General features: G+C 48.5%; 27 protein-coding genes. All 27 read right to left on the bottom strand.

The features are described 5' to 3' along the window. Positions 1–22: 22 nt before the first annotated feature. The gene (locus FND36_04680; GenBank protein QDW73398.1) at positions 23–1,309 is read right to left on the bottom strand and encodes a dihydroorotase; all 1,287 of its coding nucleotides are present in this window, start codon (positions 1,307–1,309) and stop codon (positions 23–25) included. 127 nt (positions 1,310–1,436) lie between these two features. Next, positions 1,437–2,615, bottom strand: a complete 1,179-nt coding sequence (locus FND36_04675; protein ID QDW73397.1) for a S41 family peptidase — start codon at positions 2,613–2,615, stop codon at positions 1,437–1,439. Between the two features lie 16 nt (positions 2,616–2,631). After that, positions 2,632–3,717, bottom strand: a complete 1,086-nt coding sequence (locus FND36_04670) for a peptidoglycan DD-metalloendopeptidase family protein (protein QDW73396.1) — start codon at positions 3,715–3,717, stop codon at positions 2,632–2,634. Between the two features lie 34 nt (positions 3,718–3,751). Continuing rightward, positions 3,752–4,660: an ABC transporter permease gene (locus tag FND36_04665; protein QDW73395.1), complete on the bottom strand. Its 909-nt coding sequence runs from the start codon at positions 4,658–4,660 to the stop codon at positions 3,752–3,754. Beyond that, entirely contained in the window at positions 4,661–5,338 is a 678-nt protein-coding gene (gene ftsE / locus FND36_04660; GenBank protein QDW73394.1) for a cell division ATP-binding protein FtsE, read from the bottom strand. A 16-nt stretch (positions 5,339–5,354) separates the two neighbouring features. Then, on the bottom strand, positions 5,355–6,443 hold the full coding sequence (locus FND36_04655) for a PucR family transcriptional regulator (protein ID QDW73393.1): 1,089 nt from the start codon (positions 6,441–6,443) through the stop codon (positions 5,355–5,357). A gap of 148 nt (positions 6,444–6,591) precedes the next feature. Beyond that, on the bottom strand, positions 6,592–7,266 hold the full coding sequence (locus FND36_04650; protein QDW73392.1) for a WecB/TagA/CpsF family glycosyltransferase: 675 nt from the start codon (positions 7,264–7,266) through the stop codon (positions 6,592–6,594). A gap of 102 nt (positions 7,267–7,368) precedes the next feature. Continuing rightward, positions 7,369–7,563, bottom strand: a complete 195-nt coding sequence (locus FND36_04645; GenBank protein QDW73391.1) for a small, acid-soluble spore protein, alpha/beta type — start codon at positions 7,561–7,563, stop codon at positions 7,369–7,371. A 77-nt stretch (positions 7,564–7,640) separates the two neighbouring features. After that, the gene (locus FND36_04640) at positions 7,641–7,835 is read right to left on the bottom strand and encodes a PspC domain-containing protein (GenBank protein QDW73390.1); all 195 of its coding nucleotides are present in this window, start codon (positions 7,833–7,835) and stop codon (positions 7,641–7,643) included. Between the two features lie 23 nt (positions 7,836–7,858). Next, positions 7,859–8,713: a DUF4097 domain-containing protein gene (locus FND36_04635; GenBank protein QDW73389.1), complete on the bottom strand. Its 855-nt coding sequence runs from the start codon at positions 8,711–8,713 to the stop codon at positions 7,859–7,861. Positions 8,714–8,719: 6 nt separating this feature from the next. Further along, the gene (locus FND36_04630; GenBank protein ID QDW73388.1) at positions 8,720–9,388 is read right to left on the bottom strand and encodes a DUF1700 domain-containing protein; all 669 of its coding nucleotides are present in this window, start codon (positions 9,386–9,388) and stop codon (positions 8,720–8,722) included. Then, positions 9,385–9,708, bottom strand: a complete 324-nt coding sequence (locus tag FND36_04625; GenBank protein ID QDW73387.1) for a PadR family transcriptional regulator — start codon at positions 9,706–9,708, stop codon at positions 9,385–9,387. The genes FND36_04630 and FND36_04625 overlap by 4 nt, the downstream gene beginning before the upstream one ends. Before the next feature lie 232 nt (positions 9,709–9,940). Then, positions 9,941–10,882, bottom strand: a complete 942-nt coding sequence (locus FND36_04620) for a hypothetical protein (protein QDW73386.1) — start codon at positions 10,880–10,882, stop codon at positions 9,941–9,943. A 37-nt stretch (positions 10,883–10,919) separates the two neighbouring features. Beyond that, positions 10,920–12,017: a GTP-binding protein gene (locus tag FND36_04615; protein QDW73385.1), complete on the bottom strand. Its 1,098-nt coding sequence runs from the start codon at positions 12,015–12,017 to the stop codon at positions 10,920–10,922. Between the two features lie 163 nt (positions 12,018–12,180). Then, the gene (locus FND36_04610) at positions 12,181–12,441 is read right to left on the bottom strand and encodes a DUF3343 domain-containing protein (protein ID QDW73384.1); all 261 of its coding nucleotides are present in this window, start codon (positions 12,439–12,441) and stop codon (positions 12,181–12,183) included. A gap of 27 nt (positions 12,442–12,468) precedes the next feature. Continuing rightward, positions 12,469–13,743 (bottom strand): 2-hydroxyacyl-CoA dehydratase, encoded by a 1,275-nt coding sequence (locus FND36_04605; protein QDW73383.1) that lies wholly within the window; start codon positions 13,741–13,743, stop codon positions 12,469–12,471. Between the two features lie 159 nt (positions 13,744–13,902). Then, positions 13,903–15,057 (bottom strand): aminotransferase class V-fold PLP-dependent enzyme, encoded by a 1,155-nt coding sequence (locus tag FND36_04600; protein ID QDW73382.1) that lies wholly within the window; start codon positions 15,055–15,057, stop codon positions 13,903–13,905. Further along, positions 15,035–15,790, bottom strand: a complete 756-nt coding sequence (truA, locus tag FND36_04595) for a tRNA pseudouridine(38-40) synthase TruA (protein ID QDW73381.1) — start codon at positions 15,788–15,790, stop codon at positions 15,035–15,037. Before truA ends, FND36_04600 begins: the two co-directional genes overlap by 23 nt. Before the next feature lie 77 nt (positions 15,791–15,867). Next, positions 15,868–16,692, bottom strand: coding sequence for an energy-coupling factor transporter transmembrane protein EcfT (locus FND36_04590; protein ID QDW73380.1), 825 nt, complete (start codon positions 16,690–16,692; stop codon positions 15,868–15,870). After that, positions 16,689–17,543, bottom strand: a complete 855-nt coding sequence (locus tag FND36_04585) for an energy-coupling factor transporter ATPase (protein QDW73379.1) — start codon at positions 17,541–17,543, stop codon at positions 16,689–16,691. The genes FND36_04590 and FND36_04585 overlap by 4 nt, the downstream gene beginning before the upstream one ends. After that, positions 17,528–18,391 (bottom strand): energy-coupling factor transporter ATPase, encoded by an 864-nt coding sequence (locus FND36_04580; protein ID QDW75534.1) that lies wholly within the window; start codon positions 18,389–18,391, stop codon positions 17,528–17,530. Before FND36_04580 ends, FND36_04585 begins: the two co-directional genes overlap by 16 nt. Positions 18,392–18,422: 31 nt before the next feature. After that, entirely contained in the window at positions 18,423–19,355 is a 933-nt protein-coding gene (locus tag FND36_04575) for a DMT family transporter (protein ID QDW73378.1), read from the bottom strand. Between the two features lie 16 nt (positions 19,356–19,371). Next, the gene (locus FND36_04570) at positions 19,372–19,890 is read right to left on the bottom strand and encodes a peptidylprolyl isomerase (GenBank protein ID QDW73377.1); all 519 of its coding nucleotides are present in this window, start codon (positions 19,888–19,890) and stop codon (positions 19,372–19,374) included. 40 nt (positions 19,891–19,930) lie between these two features. After that, positions 19,931–21,310, bottom strand: coding sequence for a HAMP domain-containing histidine kinase (locus tag FND36_04565; protein QDW73376.1), 1,380 nt, complete (start codon positions 21,308–21,310; stop codon positions 19,931–19,933). Positions 21,311–21,322: 12 nt separating this feature from the next. Next, complete coding sequence (locus FND36_04560; protein QDW73375.1) at positions 21,323–22,003, bottom strand: response regulator transcription factor; 681 nt, start codon at positions 22,001–22,003, stop codon at positions 21,323–21,325. A gap of 167 nt (positions 22,004–22,170) precedes the next feature. Continuing rightward, positions 22,171–23,292 carry a 4Fe-4S dicluster domain-containing protein gene (locus FND36_04555; protein QDW73374.1) on the bottom strand — a complete coding sequence of 374 codons (1,122 nt, stop codon included), beginning with the start codon at positions 23,290–23,292 and terminating at the stop codon, positions 22,171–22,173. Positions 23,293–23,356: 64 nt separating this feature from the next. Next, positions 23,357–23,800 (bottom strand): hypothetical protein, encoded by a 444-nt coding sequence (locus FND36_04550; GenBank protein ID QDW73373.1) that lies wholly within the window; start codon positions 23,798–23,800, stop codon positions 23,357–23,359. Positions 23,801–23,802: the final 2 nt, after the last annotated feature.

The raw sequence follows: 23,802 nt of genomic DNA, 5'->3' as shown, positions 1-23,802 counted from the left end.
CTCCTGCTCTTTTTATCACTTTCTAAATTTGCCCATTTTCGTATACTACACGGCCGCCAACCAGGGTGTATTTCACTTCTCCCCAGACTTTTCGGCCATGGAACGGCGTATTCTTTCCCTTAGACACAAAGGTTTCCCGGTCGATCTCATACTCTTTTTCCGGGTCAAAGATCACAAGATCCGCGATCTTTCCTTCCGTGACGCTTCCCTGCTCTGCCAATCCCAGGATCTTGGCCGGCTGGAAACTCATCTTATCCGCCATATCCACAATGCTCAAGATGCCTGTTTTCACCAGTTCCGTATAGGTAAGAGCCGCCGACGTCTCCAATCCCACGATCCCAAACGGCGCCTTCTTCATAGACTGATTCTTCTCTTCTTCGCCATGAGGGGCGTGGTCTGTGGCGATCACATCCATGATCCCTTCCTTCAGCCCTCTTCGCAGTTCTTCGACATCCTCCCTGCTCCTTAATGGCGGATTCATCTTATAATTTCCGTCGTCTCCAGGGATATCGTCAGAGGTCAGGATAAAATGATGGGGACACACTTCAGCAGTTACCGGAAGGCCGGCTTTTTTAGCCTCTTCTACCATCTTAACGCTGTCCGCGGTGGAGCAGTGGCACAGATGCAGTTTTACCCCTGTCTCTTTTGCCAGCAGGATATCTCTTGCGACGATCACGTCTTCTACAGAATTGGTGATCCCTTTCATTCCCAGCCGCCCGGCGTTTTCATCAGCGTTCATGACGCCGCCTTCTACCATATGGATATCTTCACAATGAGCGAATACAGTCATTCCGCACTCTTTTGCCAGCTTCATTCCCTTCCGATAGAGAGACGCGTTCATGACAGACTTGCCGTCCTCGCTGATCCCCACGCAGCCAGCCTCAGCCATTCCTTTAATATCTGCCAGCTCTTCTCCTTTTTGTCCTTTGGTCACTGCCCCCAACTGAAAGACGCGGGCCGGCGACTCTTCTTTTGCCCGTTCTTGAACGGCTTTGTATTTCTCCCCATCATCGATAGGGGGACGTGTGTTAGGCATAGCGCAGAGAGCGGTTACCCCGCCTTTTACCGCCGCTTTTCCTCCGGTTCCCAGAGTTTCTTTATATTCCTGTCCCGGATCCCGCAGATGCACGTGGAGATCGATAAATCCTGGCATCACATAGCAGCCGTCGGCTTTCAGGATCTTGCCGCCTTTCTCTTGGATCTCTTTTTCTATTTTTTGAATCCTGCCGTTTTCGATCAGAACATCTGATTGCTCCACTGTTCTGGAAAGTGGATCCACTACCCATCCGTTTTGAATGATCGTCCGCATATACTTCCCTTTCCGCCCAACAATAAGGGCATTTTATCATTCCATATTCTTTTCTATTTTATCATATGGCCTAAAAAAAAGGAATGCCCCTTTTGACATTCCCTTTTCATCCCTCACTATATTTTTGCTATTTCATCTCTTCCTGCAGGACTTCAACTGCCCGGTCCAGTTGGTTATCCGCCTCTGGGTTCTTTTCATCCGGCTGATATTCCACTTCCACATCCGGAGTGATCCCTTCCCCGTCAATGCTCCTTCCGTTAGGCGTAAAGTATTCTGCCACCGTCAGTTTCAAGCTGGTTCCGTCACCCAGATCATAGATAGACTGAACCACGCCTTTCCCATAAGTCTGGGTTCCCACGATCTTGCCGATTCCATGATCCTGAATGGCTCCCGCATAAATCTCCGCCGCGCTGGCGCTGTTTCCATCTACTAACACTACCAGCGGCATATCGATCTTATGCTCCCCATCCGAAGTAGACTCCTGCCGGTTGCCATCCTTATCTTCTGTATACACGATCAACCCCTCCGGAAGCATAAGGTCCAGGATCTGGCAGACGGTATCCAGGTTTCCTCCCGGATTTCCCCTCAGATCCACGATCAAACCTTCCATGCCTTCTGCTTCCAGCTCTGTCATGGCTCCCTGATACTGGTCAAATGTCACATCGTCAAATTCACTGACAGCAAGATATCCCACGCCGTCTCCCAACATGCGGGATTCTACAGTTTCCGCCTGTATAGTATCCCTGGTGACCGTAAGAGTAATCTCCTCTTGATCTTCTCCCCGAAGGACAGTGATCTCGACAGCGGTTCCCTTTTCTCCTTTGATGCTTCCGGAGATCTCTTCCAAATCTTTACCGGACATATCTTCCCCGTCCACTTTATAGATCACGTCTCCATCCTGCATCCCGGCTTCCATTGCCGGAGAATCCTCATATACGCTGGATGCCTCTGTGATCCCTGTCTCCAGATTCTGTGTCAGGACCACTCCAATCCCTCCGTATTCTCCCTGAGTAGATTCCATCAAAGCAGTAGTCTGTTCTTCATCGTAATATACAGAATAAGGGTCTTCCAGGGCATTTACATAGCCTTGGCACAATCCCGTCTGCAATGCTTCTTCGTCCACTTCGCCCAGATATTCCTCCTGGATCAGCGCCTGGATCTGGGAAAGCTTTTCCTCCGTCACATCAGAGACCGTATCTCCCCCGCCAAAGGGGAATCTTCCGGCACAGGACACCAGCCCTGCTCCCAGCAATACAGCAAGGGCGCCGCACAGCGCCCCCTGCCAAAATCTCTTTTGATATTTCATATCTGTTCAGTCCTATCTACAAATAATTCTGTGGATTCACAGGCGTCCCGCCGGACATTACCTGGAAATGCAGATGCGGCCCCGTCGAGTTTCCTGTCGTACCCACGATCGCAATATTCTGTCCCTTGCTCACCTTCTGCCCTGCCCGGACATAAATCTGATGGCAGTGCATATAGTAAGTCTGCAGGCCATTTCCATGATTGATGATGATCAGATTCCCGGCATTGCCGCTGTACCCCGCTGAGGTAACCGTGCCTCCCGCGGCCGCGTAGATCGGCGTTCCAGTAGGCGCCGCAAAATCCATGCCTTTGTGGTTCGTACTGGCTCCCGGCAGCGGCTGCTCTCTCCATCCAAAATAGCTGGAGATTCTTGTATAGCCAGGGCATGGATGTGTAAAAGTCCCATTCCCCGTCACCACGGACGCCCCCGCGCTGTTGGAATAAGAAGAAGCCCGCTCCTGCTGCTTCCGCTCCGCCGTAGCCACAGCTTCCTTCAATTCCGCAAGCTGATCCGACATCTCCCCGATCTCGGTATCTTTCGCATCGATCAAGGATTCAATAGAGCTTTGTTTCTCGATCAGATCATTCTGCATCTGTTCCATCTCATCGTATTCTGCCTGAAGCTGTTTTTCCTGCGCTTCCACCTCGGCCACAATATCCTGGAACTGTTTGAGCATATCTCTGTCGTAATCCGAAATATTTGAAATATATTCCGCCTTGTTCAGAAAATCTGTAATATCTTTAGCCTCGCACAGCACCTCGATAAACTGGCTGCTGCCGTTTTCATACATGTATTTGATCCGCTTTTTCATACTCTCATATTGATCGTTCTCATCAATCTGAGCCTGGATCAGTTCTTCCTCCTTGACGGTGATCTCCGCTTCTTTCTTCTCGATCTCACCTTTCATGGTCTCCATTTCAGCCACGACCGTCTCAAGCTGTTTTGAAAGGTCTGCCTTCTCCTGCTCAGCGGCGGCCTTTTCCTTCTCCAGATCGTTAAGCTGCTCCCTCTTCTCTTGGAGACCTGTCGCCTGTACCTGGAACGTCATCCCAAAGCACAGAGACAATACGCATAAAATACTGATGATCTTCTTTCCTCGCATCTTATGTACCCCCTATATAATTTTCCCCTGAAACTTATACTCTTAAATGCTTTCTGATCGTCAGGAAACTTCCCAGGAATCCAATTCCGACTCCCAGCGCGATGCCTACCGGAAGAAGCGTTCTATATACAGTTGTAACCGGCAGGAAATCGATAATATTGTTCAAAAGACTGAACCTGGTCATAATATACTGTACCGCCTTATCGTACATGAAATACAGCGCCACCAGCGGAATCAGCGCTCCGATGACTCCGATCAGAAGGCCTTCGAACACGAACGGCGCCCGGACAAACCCGTCTTTGGCCCCTATATATTTCATGATCGCGATCTCTTCTCTTCTTACCGTAACACCCATGGTAACGGTATTGCTGATCAGGAAAACAGATACCACCAGCAAGATCAGGATGATCGCCGCGGATATGTATCCCACCAGCCTGTTTACACTGGTCAGCGTATCTGCCACAGTATCTGATTTATTGACCATCCGCACGCCGTCCAGGCTCTCCGCGAACTCGACCACATCATCCTGTTTGGACACGTCCGCCATATAAACTTCATAGTTGTCTGAAGTAGCCAATGGATTGTCGTTAGCGAATCCCGCCGCCGCTTCTTCTGATCCTCCGAAATAATCTTCCTGGAAGCTTTCCCAGGCTTCGTCCGCGCTTACGTATGTCACGCTTAAAACACCATCCGCCGTTTCCAGCTGATTCCCGATCTCTTCTTTCTGATCATCTGTCGTGTCTTCCTCGAAGAAAACGGTGATCGCAACACTCTCTTCCGCCTTGGCTACAATGTAATTAAAATTGAGTACGATGGAATAAAAAAGCCCGAACAAGAAAATACAAGCAGCCATCGTCGCAATGGAAGCAATGGAAAACATCTTGTTTCTTCCTATGTTCTTTACTCCTTGTTTCATCGAATATCCAAATGTACTTATCCTCATTTATTTATACCCACCTTTTTTCTCGTCGCTTACAATGACCCCCTTTTTCATTGTAACCACCCGCTTCTTCATTTCGTTTACAATCTCCTGGTTATGAGTAACGACAAGGACGGTCGTCCCTCTGTCGTTGGCTTCTTCCAAAAGCTTCATGATCTCCCATGAATTTGTCGGGTCCAGATTTCCCGTAGGCTCATCTGCCAGAAGGATCGCCGGCTCATTTACGATCGCCCTTGCAATGGCTACGCGCTGCTGTTCTCCTCCAGACAACTCACGAGGGAAGGATTTATATTTCTGTGCCAGACCTACCAGCGAAAGGGCTGCCGGCACCTTCTTCTTGATCACTCTTGTGGGGACTTCTGTCACTCGCTGGGCAAAAGCAATATTCTCATAGATATTCCTGTCCTTCAAAAGTCGGAAATCCTGGAATACAACCCCCAGTCTCCTGCGGTACATCGGAATCTTTCTATGTTTCATCCGATTCAGGTTCTGACCGTTGACAATGATCGTTCCTGATGTGGGATCCAGCTCTTTCATAATAAGACGGATCAATGTAGATTTCCCGGAACCGCTGTCACCTACAATGAAGACGAACTCCCCCTTCTCCACCTTCAGGTTCACTCCATTCAAAGCAGAGATCCCCTTGGAATACTCCTTTGTAACTTCTTTTAATTCAATCATATGTTCCTCCTAATTACTAATACTCCAGTGACTCCATATACTTCATGTATTTTACCACCATAAGGGCGATCTTAAAAGTAATGGCATCTTCAAAAACGCGCAGATCCAAACCTGTGCTCTTCTGAAGCTTATCCAGACGGTATACCAGAGTGTTCCTGTGAATATACAGCTGTCTGGATGTCTCTGACACGTTCAGATTATTTTCAAAGAACTTGTTGATGGTAGTCAACGTCTCTTCGTCAAAATCATCCGGTGATTTCCCCTCAAATATCTCTCGAATGAACATCTTGCACAGCGGGACAGGCAGCTGATAGATCAGCCTTCCAATCCCCAATTCGCTGAACGCAATAACATTCTTCTCGCTAAAGAAAATTTTCCCTACATCAAGGGCAAGCTTCGCTTCTTTATAGGATTTTGACACCTCCTTGATATCATTGATGATCGTCCCATATGCGATGAGAATCTCTTCCTCGCCGTCATTTTTCAAGATTTCGTAGAAATTCTCCGCCGTCTTTTCCAGTTCCGCAGGACCATCCTGCTCCTCCAGCTCTTTGACCACGATCACATTTTTTTCATCCACTGCCGTAACAAAATCTTTGGCTTTATTGCCCAAAAGACCGCGCATATTATCAAGGGCATTGGAATCTTTCTCATGTTTTGTCTCAATAATAAAGATAACACGTCTGACTTCTGTGTCAATATGTAATTTTTTGGCACGGTTATAAATATCCACCAAAAGCAGATTATCCAACAAAAGATTTTTTATAAAATTATCTTTATCAAAACGCTCCTTGTAAGCCACCAAAAGATTCTGGATCTGAAACGCGGCTATTTTCCCTACCATATATACATCATCGCTTCCGCCGTTTGCCAAAAGAACGTACTCTAGCTGGTGTTCGTCAAAGATTTTGAAGAACTGATATCCCTGGACTACCTGGCTGTCCGCGGGTGAACCTACAAAAGATAGCACCTCATCTTCATAGTCTTCCTGCTCCGAAAATGTACTGGCAAGAGATTTTCCGTCTGTATCCATGACACAAAAATCAATTCTTGTGATCCCCTTCAATCCTTCAATTGTATTTTGAAGTATTTGATTAGATATCATATTCTATCTCCTCCACTCGTTACAATATGCATTTTTCACAACAAAAAAAGAAATTATTTTGTCAAAATGCATACTTCAAAATTTATCTTAATATATTTTTACAAAAAAAGAAAGAGGAAATTACGATTTTTTGTTAATTTCCTCTTTTTTACGTTCTATTTTTTCGTTTCTCCATCTCTTTTTTAAAGATCATCTTCACAAGGAACTGGCTGATCCGTCCTCTTCCAAACCCCGCGCGCCGCACCGGGAGCATCTCGCATCCAAGTCCAAGCCACAGCCCCGCGTTCAAAAGGTTCCTATTCCGCACAATAAACTCTTCTTGGAGAGGAGCCGCCAAAGCAGATAAGACACAGTCGATCTCTCCGCCGTTGATCGCGTTGACCAGCATATCATCCGCCCGGTTCTGAGCGGATACTTTCGCCATTCCCACAATCTGGACGCCGCCGTAATGCCGTTCCAGATAATCATAAAAATTCTGTCCGTCTTCTTCCGACTCCACCAGAAGGTATATCCTCTTGTGGTTTTTATGGAGATACCGCAGAAACATTTTTAAGAAAACATGATTCTCCGTCTCCTGAAGATACTTGCGGTCTGTAACTTCCGCCGCTTCCAGGATCATCCGATCGCCCGCCAGCACCAGATCGAACTGACTGAATTCTTTTCTCATCTCTGTCATTTCATCCAGCTGCATAATGGCATCTACCGTTACCATCTCGATCATATTGGCCGGTTCCGTGGCCAGATACTCCACTGCTTTCTTCATTGCTTCTTTAGCTGTACAATTATCGATTTCAATATCCAAAACATTTATCTTGGCACTCATGTTTCCACCTGCTATCGCTTTCTTCCAGCTTTCCGATTATAGCAAACAGGCGGTGTGTTTTCAAGGTTTCTAACAAAATGTTCACAGTTCTTAATAATTTTGTTATTTTTTTCCCGCAGCCCGCTTTCTCCTTGCAAGCAGGCCGCCAATCCTGCCGGTTTCTTTGGAAGACAATGAGCGCCATCCTTCTTCCAGGACCCTGTCAAGAAGTCCAAGTTCTTCCGCGATCTCGTATTTCATCTTTTCTTCCTGCGTTAATTCTTCTAACCGGATTGGTTTCTGATTCTTTCCCGCCATCTGTCATACCCCTTTCTTTTTCTGGAGTATGTACAAAAGGCGGCAGAGTTATTCATTTTGGCAGAAAGATTTTGTCTCTATATCTGCGGCCTGTCCGGTATAATAATAGCCGCGATAAAATAGGCCAGGATCCCAAAACCGGCCGTACACACGATCAAGACCAGCAGCAGCCGGATCAGTGTGGGGTCTACCCCAAAATATTCCGCGATGCCGCCGCATACTCCGCAGACCATCCGGTTCTCCCGGGAACGGTAAAGTCGCTTTGTTTCCATAGAAATTCCTCCTTTTCTTCTGCTTAAAAATCCGCGGTCCGCCGCGCCGCCATTCTCGGTCCGGCTGCCTGACGACTGCTGTCAAACGCGACATTGACTTTTCCGACTCCGCAATCAATACTGATCTCTCGGTCCGCCCCATTATTGACGTTCTTGCTTCTTCCAAGCCCGGAATACTCATTCGCTCCGATCACCACGTCGCCGACGCCGCAGTCAATATCATAATTGTAGTCCCTTTCATTTCCATAAGCCGTATATTCTATATCACCAACGCCGCAGTCAATATCTATCCCGCGGCTGGCTCCCCCGCAAGCCGTGATCTTTCCGGTTCCGCAGTCAAAGTCTGCTTCCTGCGCCGTAAAATCCCACACCTCTGCGTCACCCGCGCCCACAGAGAGCGAGAATTTCTTTGCCCACAGGTTCTCTACCGTTAGATTTCCCGCTCCCATATCCAGAGAAACCTCTTCCATTGTCTGATTTTGCGGAATATATACATAAATCTTCCCCTTGCCTATGTGTTCTCCAAAAAGCAGCCATTTCGCGGAGGTGATCTTCAATTCATTTCCTTCCATATAAGTAGAAAACTTAAGCCGCCGGCTGATATTCTCCGTCTCCACCACGACCGTCTCCTGGTTGTCTGAAGGCAGGACGATCACTTCTCCGGCGGCTAAGTCCATATCGATCTTTTGAACCCCGCCATAGGACTCCGAGGTACTCTCTGACCCATGGTTTCCAGATACGATCCCAATCCCGTTAGGAAAACGGTTTTCCAACATCTCTACGGTGACCCCCAGCGCCAGCGCCGCGATACAGCAGGCAAACCCTATCCCAGCTGTGATCCCGCACACAATCCAGAAGACTTTCCATCGCTTTTTCATCCCTTATCACACCGCCTTCCTATGAAAAGGTTTCCGACATAGATTCACGATCCAGCGGAACAAACTTGGAAATACCACCATGCAGAGTTTTACACAGGCTACTGTTCCGATCACGCCGATCACCGCCAGGATCAGACCCATACCGATCAGAGCAAGGCCTACCGCGATCTCCGGAACCAAACTCACAATTCCCGCGCACACCAGGGCGGCGCCGGTAACCGCAAGGGCCAGGAACAAAACGACCAGCGCGATAAAAATCCCAAAAACCACTGCCAGCGCGCCAACCAAAAGGCCCAGCAGCCCGGTCACAATCGGAAGAACAATCGGCGCGCCGATCACGATGATCAGAATGATCAGGATTATTTTCAATACATTGTTGTTCCCCTGCTGCCCTCTTCCGCCGGGCACGTTTCTTTGCTCAAACCGGGTGTCCTGATACCCGGTCTCTCTGTATTCTTTATATTCTTCTCCCGCTTTATTCTGACTGCCTAATTCTTCTTTGATCTTGGCCGCCGCCTTCGCCGGATCACCTAAATCTGAAACGGCCTGCGCCTCATTCTCCTTTCCCGCTTCGTCAAAATAGTCATTATAGTACCGCATCGCCTCTCTGCGTTCCTCTACTGGGACATCCTGCAGCAGCGCGGCTAATTCTGTCATAAATTCAATGCGGTTCATGCGGTCACACCTCCCTCAAATAACTCATTGATCTTTGTCGAATAATTCTTCCATTCTACACGGTAAAGATTCAGCTGCGCCACTCCCTTATCCGTCACTTTATAATATCTTCGGTTCCTTCCGTCAAACTGCTGATCGTAGACTTCCAGACATTCGTCTTTCTGAAGTCTGCGCAGGACCGGATACAGCGTTGATTCAGAGACGTCAATGGCTCTGCGCACATCCTGTGTGATCTTATAACCGTAAGTTCCTTCCTTCTCCCGCGATACTACCGCAAGTACGATCGCATCCAGAAGGGCGGCTCCGGTGTTAAATACCATGTCCTCACCCCTTTTAGTGAATCTTATAATATTATTTACCCACAAATATATTTGTTTTAACAATATTATATGTTATATAATATTGTTTGTCAACATGGCTATTTCCATTTCACAAATCTTTTTTGTTGCATCAGAGAGAATCAGGATAAGGGTGGGGATTTCTGTCCAAAAAAGATGGGATTTACAGAATGTAAGGCGGCGTTTCCGCCGCCTTACATTCTGTAAATCCCGATCACCCCAGATACACCACTTCTTCTTCCGGTTTTTTCGCCGGTTCCATCTTGACCAAATGTAAAACCGGCTGCCTGTTCCCATAGGGCGGTATTGGCTCAAACTCAAACCTGGCCGTTACACGGACCCATTTTTTTAACGGAATTTTCATTTTATTTTCTATTTTGCACGGGTATCCATAGAACCGCATATCATTGGCGCAGCAGGTCATGATCTTGCGCACCGGGACAAACATATCCTCTCCCATTCCTTTGGGACGGAACGCCTGAGCCACAAACTCGATCTCCTTATGGAGATAAAGCCCCGGATGATCATAGGCATCCACATACCAGACACCAAAATCCATGTCTTGGATCACGATTTTATCTCCTTTTACATCGTAGGGCAGATCATCCTCTGACGGTTGTATGATATTGCCGTCCAGGTCCTCGAAGATCAGCTGCGCCATTGGGTTTTGTACCTTCAGCGCCCTTCGGAAGCCAGAACGATCCACCTGTTTGTCGCAGCGGTTGACTACGATCAAACTTGATTCCGTCAATTGTTCCATTAGAAGATTGCGCATATTCTTCAGATACATATCCAGCGTCGTTCCATTTACCGTAGAGTAGATTCCCTGGATCTCCCATCCTTTGGGATATTTCTTGGACAGCAGCTCTCCCAGATTCCACATGCCGTTATATTCGATGACGACCTGGGATGGACGATAGTTTTTCTCACAGTTGACAAAGAATTCTCTGTTTAACTGTTCCGGCTCTTCGACAGTCAAAAGCTTCATCTCATTTTCTTCCAGATATTTTTCCGAATATTCCTCTTCCCCTTCTTCGCAGAGGATCAGAAGCGTCAGTCCGGGTTCGATCCAGTCCTGCTTCATAAGAGTATCTTTTACTAATGTGGTCTTTCCGCTGTCTAAAAATCCAGTACATACAAATACTGGTGTGCTCATTGAGAACACCTGCCTTTCTTTCTAGCCTGCTCTTTCATTAAATATGGAACAGCTTTTCCAACTCCTCTTCTTTCAGATCCGTTCCGATCACACAGATACGGCCTGTATAGTCCGCCTGTCCTTTTCGCGCTTCATACTCTTCCGGCACCAGGTCAAACTGTTTCCATGTTCCGTCTGCCATTGCGATGATCCCTTTTGAACGCAGGATCGTTCCATAGCCTTCCGTCTCAGACAGCGCTTTCAAAATGAAATCCAGTTCCTCTTCTGTATATTTGTGGGCAGTCTCTCTTCCCCAGCTTGTAAACACCTCGTCCGCGTGATGATGGTGGTGGTCGTGGCCGCAGCAGTAATCATGGTCGTGGTCATGATCGTGATGATCGTGGCCGCAGCAGTGATCATGATCGTGATGGTCGTGGTCACTGCAATGCTCGTGGTCATGGTCGTGATCGTGATGGTCGTGGCCGCAGCAGTGATCATGATCATGGTCATGATGATGCTCGTGATCGTGGCTGTGCTCCTCCAGGATTCCTTCAATCTCCGCCCCATGTTCCAGGGCGCGGATGATCGCTTCTTTCCCCAATTCTTCCCATGGCGTAGAAATAATGGTTGCCTCTCCATTCTCTTCTCTGAGCATGTGCACACATTCCTCAATCTTCTCCGCGGACATAGACTGGGTCCGGCTGATCACAATGGTGGAAGCATGGGCCACCTGATCTTTGAAGAATTCTCCGAAGTTCTTCATATACACTTTCGCCTTTTTCCCATCTACCACTGTGATCCTTCCATGGATCTCTATATCGGCGTTTGCTTTTACGTCCTCGATAGCTTTTACAATATCCGAAAGCTTCCCTACGCCAGAGGGCTCGATCATTACCCGATCCGGCTGATATTCTTCCAGCACCTTCTGAAGCGCCTTGCTGAAATCCCCCACAAGAGTACAGCAGATGCAGCCGGAATTCATTTCTGTGATCTCTATTCCCGCATCTTTTAAGAAACCGCCGTCAATTCCGATCTCCCCGAATTCATTTTCGATCAGCACCAGTTTTTCCCCGGCAAACACCTTATTGATCAGTTCTTTGATGAAGGTGGTCTTCCCGGCTCCCAGGAATCCTGAAATAATATCTACTTTTGTCATAATCAACACTCCTTTTTATCCGCAAACTTTTTCTGGATGTTTGTTTTCAACTTTGGTTTCTATCTTATCACAAACCCGTCCCGGTTTCCAGGGTTCTCACGCAGAAAGGCCCGGATTTCGAGAATATCTCTCAAAATCCAGGCCTTATAGCCGAATCTTTTTACTAACAATATTTGTCTCTATTTGCGTTGATATCCCGTTTAATCGCCGCGATCTTCAAGATCTCTATTTCATGTTCCCGGATACAGGCACGAATCCTGTCCAGATCTTTCTCCTGCACGATCAGGGAAATACCGCAGCATTTGCTGGCAGACCGGGGTGTTGGCGCGATCGTCACTTTTAATCCCAGCTTTTTTAATTCCTGATACAGACGCATCCCGTTGTCGTGGTTGGGAAACAACACATAATGCTGGATCTGATCCATACAGACACTTCCTTCTGACTCTTCTCTCTAGTTATTCAGCATCTCGATAAACGCGCTTACCCTCGTACGAAGCTGCTGCGCATCACTATCCGTATAGTCTGTCTCAATGCCAAGCACCGGAATTCCCGCTTCTTTCATCGCCCGCTCTACAAAGTATCCTTCTGTGTCGTAGAGGCCGCAGAATTTCAGATTTACATCAATGATCCCATCCACCTTGTACTCTTTGGCCAGCCGCAGGATATCGTCGATCCTTCCGCTGTTTGGCGTGAAACAAGCGCAGTTAATGTTCATATATCTTTCAGCCAGGGCCTGAATCTGCTCCTCCAGAGTCCGTCCGCTTTCATCCACCTGGTGTTCAAAGTAACGGGTTCCCGTACACATTTCCTCACAGACAACTGCTCCTCCGCTGGTCTCTACAATATTGTGAAGCTTCCAGTTTGGAATCGCCAGAGGCGTACCTGTCAGCATGATCCGTTTTGTTCCTTTTTCAAACACGCTGACGCCATCTTTCACCCGCTGCTCCAGCTCTTCGCACAGCTTGTTCGTCATCTGGGTGAATCTCCCCGGATCGTCATAGAAAGCGATCTGAGAAATCAAAAGCGCATCCCGTCCGCTGATCGGAAGATTCTCCTGTTTCCGGGTTTCATATAAGCGTTCCAGGGCTTTTCTCTTTCCGTTGATCAGGCGGATGCTTTCAGCCAGCTTCTCTGCTGTCACCTGATTTCCTGTAACTTCTTCCACTTTATCTTTGAAAGCCGCGATCTCTTCCGCCCATGCCTGCACGTCTTTCGCCCGCTTCATCTGAGGAAGGTTCATCACATAGACCGGAACGTCCTCTCCCAGAATCTCCCAAGCTTTCTTCTTTCCATCGCAGGTAGTCTCGCCCACATAGATATCCGCGATCCGGAAAAACGGGCAAGTCCGATCCAATCTTGCTCCCACCGACGCTTTGATCAAGGGGCAGGTATTCGTAGGCAGCACTTTCTCCCCACCCGGCACCCAGAACTGCGAACCGCCGCACAGACCTGTCGCGATCCCGTCTGCCGCAAATACGATCTCATCCGGTACATATACGCAGAAAGTTCCAAAGACTTTTCCGCCTTTCTTCTGATGTTCGATCAGCTCTGCCGGGCGGATCCCGTGGATATCAGCGACTACCATATTATAGTAATCCATGCCCTCCGGACGGTTTTCCTGGGATAGATACACATCCCCAAACGCCTGTGGAAGCACTTCGCACAATTGATCGTGAGTCTCCAGATCCATCCCCAGTTCTTCCCACATTTTACGGTAATCAGCCATTTTACATTCCTCCTTGCTTCTTTCGTGACTATACAATCCAGCCTGCGCCAAATTGTCTGAACTAGATTTACCGTAACATGTTTTCTAAAGCAAAACAATGAAATCCACCGCCTTGGATCATTGATTTTTCTTATGTTTTCCAAAATTTATCGACTGTTTCTATACTGAAAACAATTCTCGAATTCCTTTTACACAGATATCAATCTCATCCTTTGTATTTGCCCCGCTAAAAGCAAACCTGACTGTTCCCCTGGGATAACTGCCCAGGGTCTTATGGGCCAAAGGCGCGCAGTGCAGGCCGACTCTGGTCATGATCCCATACCGCTGCTCCAGCTCAAAAGCCGCCTGCGCGTTGTCTATCTTTTGAAAATCAATGGACACGACCGCGGTTCGGTCCTGCACCCCCTGCTTTCCCACCACTCTTAAATCCGGAATCTCTCTTGTCTGTTCCAGAAAATATCCGGTCAGCTCCATTTTCTTTTCATAAATCCGGGAGATCCCTGCTGCCTGAAGATAGGATAAGGCGGCATGAAGGCCCGCGATCCCAGGCAGGTTCATGGTCCCGCTTTCATATTTATCCGGAAGCATCCGGGGCATCTCATAAGAATCCGACTGGCTTCCTGTTCCGCCCGCGATCAGCGGGGCCATCTCCTGATCCAATTCTTCCGACACCACAAAACCACCGATCCCCTGAGGTCCAAGCAGTCCTTTATGTCCTGTAAAGGTGAGAAAATCAATCCCCCATTCTTTGATATTGATTTCCAGCGTTCCAGCGCTCTGGGCGCTGTCCACCACAAAAAATATGTGATGGCGGCGGCAGATTTCTCCGATTTCCCGGAGCGGCACAATGGTTCCGCATACATTGGACGCATGAGAAACAATGACCGCTTTCGTCTCTTTGCGGATCAATTTTTCCACACTCTCCGGGTCCACCGTTCCTTCCTCATCTGTTTTTGCCACATCGAAGGCCACTCCTTCCGCTTTCATCTGCCACAGAGGCCGCATGACCGCATTGTGTTCGATCCCGGTAATGATCACATGATCCCCTGACCGCAGAAAACCTTTGATAAAGTAATTCAAGGAATAGGTAATACCTGGCGTGAAGATCACATTTCTGGAGGAAGGGGCCTGGAACAAGTCCGCAAGCTGGTCTCTGGTCTCAAGCACCATTCCTTCCACCTCATAAGCTCCCTCATAGTTTCCCCTGTTAATGTTGAAAGCGCCTTCCGTCAAAAGCTTTTCCACTGCTTGCGCCACACCGGGCGCCTTGGGCCAGGACGTACTCCCATTGTCAAAATAGATCCGATTCTCCATAACACACCTCCACTAAAACCAACCCTTCCGGCGGCGCTGTCACTCCGGCTGACGTCCGCTCCCGCGCTTCCAGGATCTCCCGGACCATCTCCGGAGTATAGAAACCTCTTCCCACCCGGATCAGTGTTCCGGCAATGATCCGCACCATGTTGTATAAAAAGCCGCTTCCGCTGACCTTCAGCGTGATCTCCGGCCCTTCCTGCCGGATCTGTATGTCGTCAATGGTCCGCACGGTATCTTCCACATTAGAGCGGATACAGCAGAAACTTGCAAAATCATGGGTTCCCATAAGATATGCCGCCCCTTCCCGCATCTTTTCGATATCCAGAGGAAAAGAAACGAACGCGGCATAACGCCGACGCAGCGGGTTCTTGGATTTCGCGTTGTAAATATGATATTCATAAGTCTTTCTGATCTGGGACTGATAGCGGGGATGCCAGTCAAGAGGCACCTCTTCCGACCGGACCACAACAATATCCTCCGGCAGCCGCTGATTCATAGCGTAAGCCATCCGCTCCGGCGGAATCCTGGACTCCGTGTCAAACACCGCCACATTCCCCAGAGCATGAACCCCGGAATCCGTACGGCTCGCGCCGATCACCCGGATTTCCTCTCCCGTCAGCGCCTTCAGACACTTATTCAAAACCTCCTCAATCGTAACCCCATTGGGCTGGATCTGCCAGCCGCAGTAATCCGTTCCGTCATAAGCGACAACAATTCTGACTCTTTTCATAGAACCTCCATTGGGTACAGGGCATCTTTCAATTTGGGACGTAGTATTTTTGCAAAATACTACGTCCCAAATTACAATTAAAACACCCAGATATGCAGTGGCACGTACCTTCCGATCAGTACCACCGCTATTACATAAACAATTACAACAATATACGCAATATAATCTCTGCTCCGATACCTCAGCGGTTTCATCTTGGTTCTTCCCTCACCGCCCCGGTAGCATCGGGACTCCATAGCCATCGCCAAATCATTGGCCCGCCGGAACGCGGACACGAACAAGGGTACCAGGATCGGAATCATGCTTTTGGCTCGCTGGATCAGATTGCCGCTTTCCAGATCTGCGCCTCTGGCAATCTGGGCTTTCATGATCTTATCGGTCTCTTCCAGAAGGATCGGGATGAACCGCAGGGCTATGGACATCATCATGGCCACCTCGTGGACCGGCACACGGAGCTTCTTGAGCGGCCCAAGCAGCGCCTCGATCCCGTCCGTCAGTTCATTGGGCGTTGTGGTAAATGTCATCAAAGAGGAACCGATGATCAGATAGATCAGCCGGATTCCCATATATACTGCCGTCTGAAGCCCTCCCGCCGTAATCGTAAAGATCCATTTCTGAAAGAGCACTTCCCCGCTTCTGGTCAAAAACAGATTGAACAAAACCGTGATCAAAAGCAGGAAAATGATCGGCTTCAGCCCTTTCATAATATAGGACAAGGGCACTTTCGACATGCGGATGACCGCGATCAGAAACACCGTTGTCGCCAGATAGCCCGGAATACTCCGAAATAAAAACAAAGAAACCAGATACAAAAGGGTACACACGATCTTCACTCTTGGATTCAGTCTGTGCAGTATACTTTTTGCGGGATAATATTGTCCAATCGTAATATCTCGAATCATGCTTCCCTCTCCAGTGCTTTCATGATCTCATCTGCCGCTTCCTGTACCGTAGTTACATGAACGCTGACCGGAAATCCTTTTTCCTTTAGATCATGCATGATATAAGTTACCTGGGGCGCCGCAAGCCCCACCTGTTCCAGTTCCTGATAGTGGGCAAATACTTTCCGGGGCGTATCATTATAAAGAACCTCTCCCTGGTTCATCACCACGATACGGTCGGCGTATTTGGCGATATCTTCCATGCTGTGGGAAACCAGGATCACCGTCATATCCGTCTCCTGATGGAGATATGCGATCTGATCCAGGATATCGTCTCTTCCCTTAGGGTCCAGTCCGGCTGTCGGTTCATCCAGGACCAGCACCTTAGGATGCATAGCCAGGACTCCCGCTATGGCGGCCCGCCGTTTCTGGCCTCCCGATAATTCAAAAGGCGAAGATTTATAATATTTCTCCTTCAGGCCCACCAGCCGCAGGGCCTCCAGCGCCCGTTCCTTACATTCTTCCGGGCCAAGTCCCAGATTCTTAGGGCCAAAGCACACATCCGTCATCACGTCCACTTCAAACAACTGATGCTCTGGATACTGGAAGACCAGGCCCACCTGGCTTCTCAAAGCCTTCATATCGTACCCTTCCTGGTAAATGTCCTCTCCATTATAATAGATCTTCCCGCTGGTGGCCTTGATCAGCCCGTTCAAATGCTGGATCAATGTAGATTTCCCGGAACCCGTATGGCCGATGATCCCAACAAATTCTCCATGGGGAAGCTCCAGGCAGATGTCTTTGAGCGCCTGTCTTTCATACGCCGTCCCAGGACTGTATATATAATTCAAATGCTCTATTTTAATTGACATAATGCTTCCACCAATTCTTCCTTTTTCAAGATCCCTGCCGGGAGATCCAGTCCCCGTTTCTTAAGTTCATCCGCCAGGATCGTCACCTGAGGCACGTCCAGCCGGTAGTTTTTTAGTTCCTCTACTCTTGAGAATATCTCTCTTGGCGTTCCCTCCATGACAACATGCCCGTGATCCATTACATAAATTCTATCCGCATCCACCACTTCTTCCATATAGTGAGTGATCAGAATCACTGTTACCTGTTTTTGCTCCCGCAGTTTCTGTACGGTTTTAAGGACTTCTTTGCGTCCCATAGGATCCAGCATTGCGGTAGGCTCGTCCAAAACAATACACTTTGGTTCCATAGCTACAACCCCGGCAATGGCCACCCGCTGTTTCTGCCCTCCTGACAATTTGTTAGGAGAATGATGGCGGTAAGAAAGCATACCCACCGCTTTTAGACTTTCCTCCACTCTCTGCCAGATCTCATCCGTAGGGACTCCCAGATTTTCCGGTCCAAACCCCACATCCTCTTCCACTACAGTACCAATGATCTGGTTATCTGGATTTTGAAAGACCATACCGGCGCTTTGGCGCACATTCCACAATTCCTCCGGATCTTTCGTATCCTTTCCATCTACCCAGATTGTTCCCTCTGTTGGCACAAGAATGGCGTTTATATGCTTTGCCAGCGTAGATTTTCCAGAACCATTGTGGCCTAAGATGGCAATAAACTGTCCTTCTTTCACATCCAGATCCACCTTGTCAATGGCACGGGAAGCGCCGATCACGTTGCCTTCTTCATCCCGTTTCTCATACTCGAATATCAGTTGTTCTGCCTGCACCATATCCGTCTGTCTATCCATCAATCTCAACGCCTCCCAGTGGTTGTTGTTCCTATTGTACGTTATCCCCGGTCTTTTTGCAAGGCGGCAGATTCACCGCAATAATCCCCAGACTTACCAATACAAGGGCCGCCAGATTTTGAAACCGGAAAATATCTTCCCCCAGCAGCAGCGCTGACAGCGCTACTCCAAATACTGGAATACTAAAGCCGAATACCGCCACCCGGCCTACCGGATTATATTTCAAAAGTTCTGCCCACAAGGTAAAGGCGATCGTGGATAATAAGGCCAGATAAAATAGGAGCGCCGCGGACTTAAGTGTAAAATGCCCTACTCTTCCTCCCGTCATCACTCCGATCAGGATCAAAAGCGCGCCTCCAAACAATAGCTGATACGCCGTGATCGCGGCTGGACTTTCCTTATCAGAAATCATTTTCAAGGTAACAGAACTGGTCCCGTAGGCAAAGGAGCAGAGCAGGATCAGCCCCTCTCCCGCCAGATGGAAGCCGCTTCCCCAAGCGCCCGGCGCCAGATTGATCACGATCACTCCCGCGAAACCGACCACACAGCCAAGGGCCTTCCTCCAAGTGATCTTCTCTGATTTCAGCAGAAAATGCGCCATAATAATAGAAAAAAAGGCGTTCGAGGCATTGATCACCGATCCCTTGGATCCAGTGGTATTTGAAAGCCCAATATAAAAGCAGACATACTGGATCGTGGTCTGAAGGACTCCCTGTCCAAATACATAAGGCACGGAAGATCGTTTGATCCTCACGACCCGCCGCTCCAGCAGACAGGCCATTAAGAATGTAAGAACTCCCGCCAGGAAAAAGCGGCAGCCCGCAAATAAAATCTGACTGCCCGCTCCCGTCACCTGAAACATTTCATATCCGATTTTTACACACGGAAATGCGCTGCCCCATAAGGCGCAGCACACCAATGCCAGGATGACCCTGACTGCCGTATTTTGATAAAATCGTTCCATCTGTTTGCTGGTTCCTCTATTCTTTCTCTGGCTCCGGATAGTCCACACCCATGGTGTCTACCGTAACCTTCTTCATCTTCTGCTCAGTTAACGGACGATCCTGATAGTCGGTCTGAGTTTCCGCGATCTTATTGACCACATCCATGCCCTCAATGATCTTTCCGAAAGCCGCGTAAGCTCCGTCCAGATGGGGTGACGTCTTATGCATGATAAAGAACTGGGACCCTGCTGAATTCGGATGCATAGCCCTTGCCATAGAAAGGACCCCCTCTGTGTGAGCCAGCGGATTCTCCACCCCATTTTGAGAGAACTCTCCCTTGATGTGATAGCCCGGCCCGCCGGTTCCTCTTCCTTCCGGGCAGCCTCCCTGGATCATAAATCCATTGATCACCCGATGGAAGATCAAACCGTCATAATACCCTTTCTTCACCAATGAGATAAAATTATTCACTGTATTTGGAGCAATATCCGGATAAAGCTCTGCCTTCATGATATCTCCATTTTCCATTTCAATTGTAACAATTGGATTTGCCATAATTCATACCTTCCTTTTTGTATCTCTAAAACTTTATTATCTATTGTAACGGATTGTCTGGATTTCGTAAAGCGGGAAAATGCAGTACAAAGGTAGTGCCTTTCTCCTTCTGGCTGTATACCTGGATAGTTCCACCGAAATTCTCAGTCAGATGCTTTACCATAGACAATCCCAATCCCGCGTGCGCCTCCGCCCGGCCGGTCCGCGACTTATCCTCCCGGTAAAACCTGCGGAAAATGTGGGGCAGTTCCTCCGGCCCGATGCCGATCCCGTCATCTCTCACGCTGCACAGGACTTCTTCTCCTTCTTTCCACGCTTTAAGCCACACATGGCCCCCTTCTTTCCCGTACTGGACCGCGTTTGTTACCAGGTTCATGAAGATCCGGGTAAATGCCGTCTGCTCTCCCCAGACATACAATTCCTGCTCGCTGTCGCTTGTGATAGTGATCCGCTTCTCTCCGGACAGATCTTTTAGTTCTTCCGCCGCAAGATTCACGATCTCTCCCAGGTCTACCTTCTCTCTTCCCGCCGGTCCGGCGCTCTTTTCTCTTCTTGCCATTTCCAGAAGCTGGGCGATCATGGCAGACATTTTCTTGGCCTGTCCTACAATGATCTCCAGCGCCTCTTTCCGCTCTTCTTCCGTGGAATCTTCCAGCATGGCGTATTCTCCCTGAGCCATGATCACCGATACCGGCGTCCGAAGTTCATGGGATACGTCCGCCGTAAACCGCTTCTCGTCCTCCAAGGTCGATTCCAGCGTCCCCAGCATACCGTTAAAAGTTTCCGCCAGTTCCCGGATCTCCCCGCTGGCCTCTTCTGTGGGCATCCGACGGGCCAGGTCTTTGCTTCCCGCGATTTCAGCCGCTGTTCTTTGGATATCTTCTACCGGCTTAAAAGCCCGCTTTGTAATGATGAATCCGCCGGCAGCGGCCAAGACTACCAGAACCGGGATCAAGATACAGGAAACAATGAGAAGTCCTCCCGACATAGTCATTGCCAGGCCCATATATGTGATTCCCCGCACCCACACCATATGATCCCCGCCATAGTCTACAGCAATATCATAGGTCAGCCACTCCTGCTCTCCTGACGAAATGGTCTGGACCACACCATTTTTTAACGTGGTGTTCTCTGGAAAAGAGGCCGGGACGTTTCCGTCCAGCAGCGCTCCGCTTTCATTGTACAGACTGAACACAATATCGTCATCGTAGAACCGTCCTTCTTCTGTCACATAGCCGCTTCCAGACACTTCCAGCTCCTCGGCGAACTCCGCCACCTCTTCCCGCAGTTCTTTTTCCTGCTCTGACCAGATCATCCGGCCCGCGTAAAGCGCGACGACTCCAAGGGCAAACAGCGCCACAATAGCCACAAAAACCGTATACCATATGGTCACCTTCATTTTGATCGAAAGTTTTTTCATACTCCCTCTCCTTTATGATGTTTCCCGCAGGACATACCCCGCGCCCCGCACCGTCTGGATCAGCTTTTTCTCATGTCCGTCGTCAATTTTCTTGCGCAGATACCGGATATAAACGTCCACCATATTAGAACTCCCCATATAATCGTAATTCCAGATATGTTCTTCAATCTGTTCTCTGGAAAGCACGACTCCCTGATTGCGGATCAAATATTCCAGCAGCGCAAATTCTTTTGCGGAAAGTTCAATCTGCTTTCCCGCCCTGGCCACCTCATGGCTCTTGCAGTCTACTGACAGATCCGCCAAAGTATAGACCTCCTCCTGGGGCTGCACCGTATTCTTCCGGCGCAGCATGACCCGGATTCTGGCCAGAAGTTCTTCAAAAGCAAAAGGCTTGACCAGATAATCATCCGCTCCGATATCCAATCCCGTTACCCGATCCTCAATACTGTCCCTGGCCGTCAGAAGAAGCACCGGCGTATGGTTTCCTTCCTTTCGCATCCGCTTCAATATCTCGATGCCATCCATTCCCGGAAGCATAATATCCAGAATAATCCCATCATAAGGAGTCAGCTTGATAAAATCCCACGCTTCCAGGCCGTCCTCACAGGCATCCACACTATAGTGCTCCTTCGTCAGTCTTTTCTTTAAAACATCCAAAAGGTAGATCTCATCTTCCACCACCAAAAGGCGCATAGAAATCCCTCCTATTTCCGTCCATTTTCTCAATTATAGTACAAAAACATGAAAAAAACATTAAAATACCACGCTCAAAAGAAAATCAAGCGGCTGCGCAGCAGACATTTGATTTTCTTGGCGTGGTAACGACAGAATCTTTCAGGGCTTTTGCGCGGCTGACGCCGTCAGGCTTCCTTTTTCTCAAATTCCTTTGCCACTGCCTCCAGCAGTTCACGGATCTTCAAATGCTGCGGACATGCCTTCTCGCATTTTCCGCATTTGATGCAGTCAGAAGCCTTCCCTTTATTCAGCGTATGTATCATATAATACCAGCCGCTGTTCCAGTCCTGGTATGTGTGCTTTGCGTTCATCGCCGCGAACAGTTCCGGAATAAGGATATTTTGGGGACATCCGGCAACACAGTAACGGCAGGCGGTACAAGAGATCAGATCCATAGACCGGAAGATCTTCGCCACCTTTTCTACCGCAGCCATTTCCCGTTGGTCAAGGGGATGGAAGTCTTTCATATAACTCAAATTATCCTCCATCTGTTCCATATTGCTCATTCCGGAGATTACCATCTCGTTCCCTTCAAACCCAGCGGCAAAGCGGATCGCATAGCTGGCTGGAGAACCGCCTTTTAACTCATCCAGAACTTCCTTCGCCTCTTTTGGCAGATTCACCAGATTGCCTCCTTTTACCGGCTCCATGACGATAACCGGCTTCTTATGGCGCACACAGACCTCATAACACTTCCGTCCTTCTACCGCCGCGTCCTCATAGTCTACATAATTAAATTGGATCTGGACAACTTCGATCTGCGGATACTCTTCCAGGATCTGTTCCAGCACCGCCGCTTTGTCATGAAATGAGATCCCCACATGACGGATCTTTCCCTCTTCTTTCAGAGCAAACGCCGTCTCATAGGCGCGGCATTTTTTGAATTTTTTAAAATATTCCGCATTTTGAGAGTGCATCAAATAGAAATCAAAATAGTCTACGCCGCAGGCTTCCAGCTGGCTTTCAAAAAACGGCCGGATATCCGCTTCTGTTTTGAAAAAAGTTTCCGTCAGTTTATCCGTCAGGATATAGCGGCCGCGGGGATATCTGCTGGTGAGACATTCCCGCAGAGCGGTCTCGCTCTTACCCTCCAGATATCCTCTTGCTGTGTCAAAATAATTGAATCCGGCTTCCAGAAATATATCCACCATTTTAGAAAATTCTGCTGTGTCTACCTCATCTCCCTTCATGGGAAGACGCATACATCCAAAGCCAAAGTTTTTCTTTACATTTTCAAAACTTATCATATCTGTTTCCTCCTTGGTCCTCTTCCATTCCCCATGCGGCCGCAGTTCATCTCTGCCCCGTTTCTTACAGAAACTTCTTTAATTCTCCCATCAGTTTTTCCTCGCATTTTACGATCTTGCCAGCCACAGTTCTGCTCTCCCTAGATGCTTCCGGGTATTTATTGATCTGTTCGCTCAAGCTCTTGATCCCCATGCCGCACCCGTCCATCAAAATTTTAGCGATCTGAGTGTTATCATCTTTGATCAGAAGTTTCATCTCCGTTGTGATCCAGGAGAACGCCTGCGCCAGCTTCTCTGGTTCCCGGCCTCTTTCCCCCTGCTCTCTGAGCAGTTCATCGGTTTCCTTTTCCAATTGCAGATGCCGTTTTTTTGCCTCGTCGATCACTTGAGACAGGTTTGAATCCAGAACATATTCCTTGATCTGATCCATACTGTCAACAGCCATTTTGCATCCAGAACTACATTCCTTTAATAGTGCCAGCGTTTGTTTTTCCATGTCTATTGCCATCC

The organism is Lachnospiraceae bacterium KGMB03038 (genome assembly GCA_007361935.1).
Taxonomy (GTDB): domain Bacteria; phylum Bacillota; class Clostridia; order Lachnospirales; family Lachnospiraceae; genus Massilistercora.
This window is presented reverse-complemented; position numbering and strand designations above follow the sequence as displayed.

Coding starts and splice junctions, on each gene's coding strand:
- FND36_04680 (QDW73398.1), bottom strand. CDS start 1,309: ATGCGGACGATCATTCAAAACGGATGGGTAGTGGATCCACTTTCCAGA.
- FND36_04675 (QDW73397.1), bottom strand. CDS start 2,615: ATGAAATATCAAAAGAGATTTTGGCAGGGGGCGCTGTGCGGCGCCCTT.
- FND36_04670 (QDW73396.1), bottom strand. CDS start 3,717: ATGCGAGGAAAGAAGATCATCAGTATTTTATGCGTATTGTCTCTGTGC.
- FND36_04665 (QDW73395.1), bottom strand. CDS start 4,660: ATGAGGATAAGTACATTTGGATATTCGATGAAACAAGGAGTAAAGAAC.
- ftsE (QDW73394.1), bottom strand. CDS start 5,338: ATGATTGAATTAAAAGAAGTTACAAAGGAGTATTCCAAGGGGATCTCT.
- FND36_04655 (QDW73393.1), bottom strand. CDS start 6,443: ATGATATCTAATCAAATACTTCAAAATACAATTGAAGGATTGAAGGGG.
- FND36_04650 (QDW73392.1), bottom strand. CDS start 7,266: ATGAGTGCCAAGATAAATGTTTTGGATATTGAAATCGATAATTGTACA.
- FND36_04645 (QDW73391.1), bottom strand. CDS start 7,563: ATGGCGGGAAAGAATCAGAAACCAATCCGGTTAGAAGAATTAACGCAG.
- FND36_04640 (QDW73390.1), bottom strand. CDS start 7,835: ATGGAAACAAAGCGACTTTACCGTTCCCGGGAGAACCGGATGGTCTGC.
- FND36_04635 (QDW73389.1), bottom strand. CDS start 8,713: ATGAAAAAGCGATGGAAAGTCTTCTGGATTGTGTGCGGGATCACAGCT.
- FND36_04630 (QDW73388.1), bottom strand. CDS start 9,388: ATGAACCGCATTGAATTTATGACAGAATTAGCCGCGCTGCTGCAGGAT.
- FND36_04625 (QDW73387.1), bottom strand. CDS start 9,708: ATGGTATTTAACACCGGAGCCGCCCTTCTGGATGCGATCGTACTTGCG.
- FND36_04620 (QDW73386.1), bottom strand. CDS start 10,882: ATGAGCACACCAGTATTTGTATGTACTGGATTTTTAGACAGCGGAAAG.
- FND36_04615 (QDW73385.1), bottom strand. CDS start 12,017: ATGACAAAAGTAGATATTATTTCAGGATTCCTGGGAGCCGGGAAGACC.
- FND36_04610 (QDW73384.1), bottom strand. CDS start 12,441: ATGGATCAGATCCAGCATTATGTGTTGTTTCCCAACCACGACAACGGG.
- FND36_04605 (QDW73383.1), bottom strand. CDS start 13,743: ATGGCTGATTACCGTAAAATGTGGGAAGAACTGGGGATGGATCTGGAG.
- FND36_04600 (QDW73382.1), bottom strand. CDS start 15,057: ATGGAGAATCGGATCTATTTTGACAATGGGAGTACGTCCTGGCCCAAG.
- truA (QDW73381.1), bottom strand. CDS start 15,790: ATGAAAAGAGTCAGAATTGTTGTCGCTTATGACGGAACGGATTACTGC.
- FND36_04590 (QDW73380.1), bottom strand. CDS start 16,692: ATGATTCGAGATATTACGATTGGACAATATTATCCCGCAAAAAGTATA.
- FND36_04585 (QDW73379.1), bottom strand. CDS start 17,543: ATGTCAATTAAAATAGAGCATTTGAATTATATATACAGTCCTGGGACG.
- FND36_04580 (QDW75534.1), bottom strand. CDS start 18,391: ATGGATAGACAGACGGATATGGTGCAGGCAGAACAACTGATATTCGAG.
- FND36_04575 (QDW73378.1), bottom strand. CDS start 19,355: ATGGAACGATTTTATCAAAATACGGCAGTCAGGGTCATCCTGGCATTG.
- FND36_04570 (QDW73377.1), bottom strand. CDS start 19,890: ATGGCAAATCCAATTGTTACAATTGAAATGGAAAATGGAGATATCATG.
- FND36_04565 (QDW73376.1), bottom strand. CDS start 21,310: ATGAAAAAACTTTCGATCAAAATGAAGGTGACCATATGGTATACGGTT.
- FND36_04560 (QDW73375.1), bottom strand. CDS start 22,003: ATGCGCCTTTTGGTGGTGGAAGATGAGATCTACCTTTTGGATGTTTTA.
- FND36_04555 (QDW73374.1), bottom strand. CDS start 23,292: ATGATAAGTTTTGAAAATGTAAAGAAAAACTTTGGCTTTGGATGTATG.
- FND36_04550 (QDW73373.1), bottom strand. CDS start 23,800: ATGGCAATAGACATGGAAAAACAAACGCTGGCACTATTAAAGGAATGT.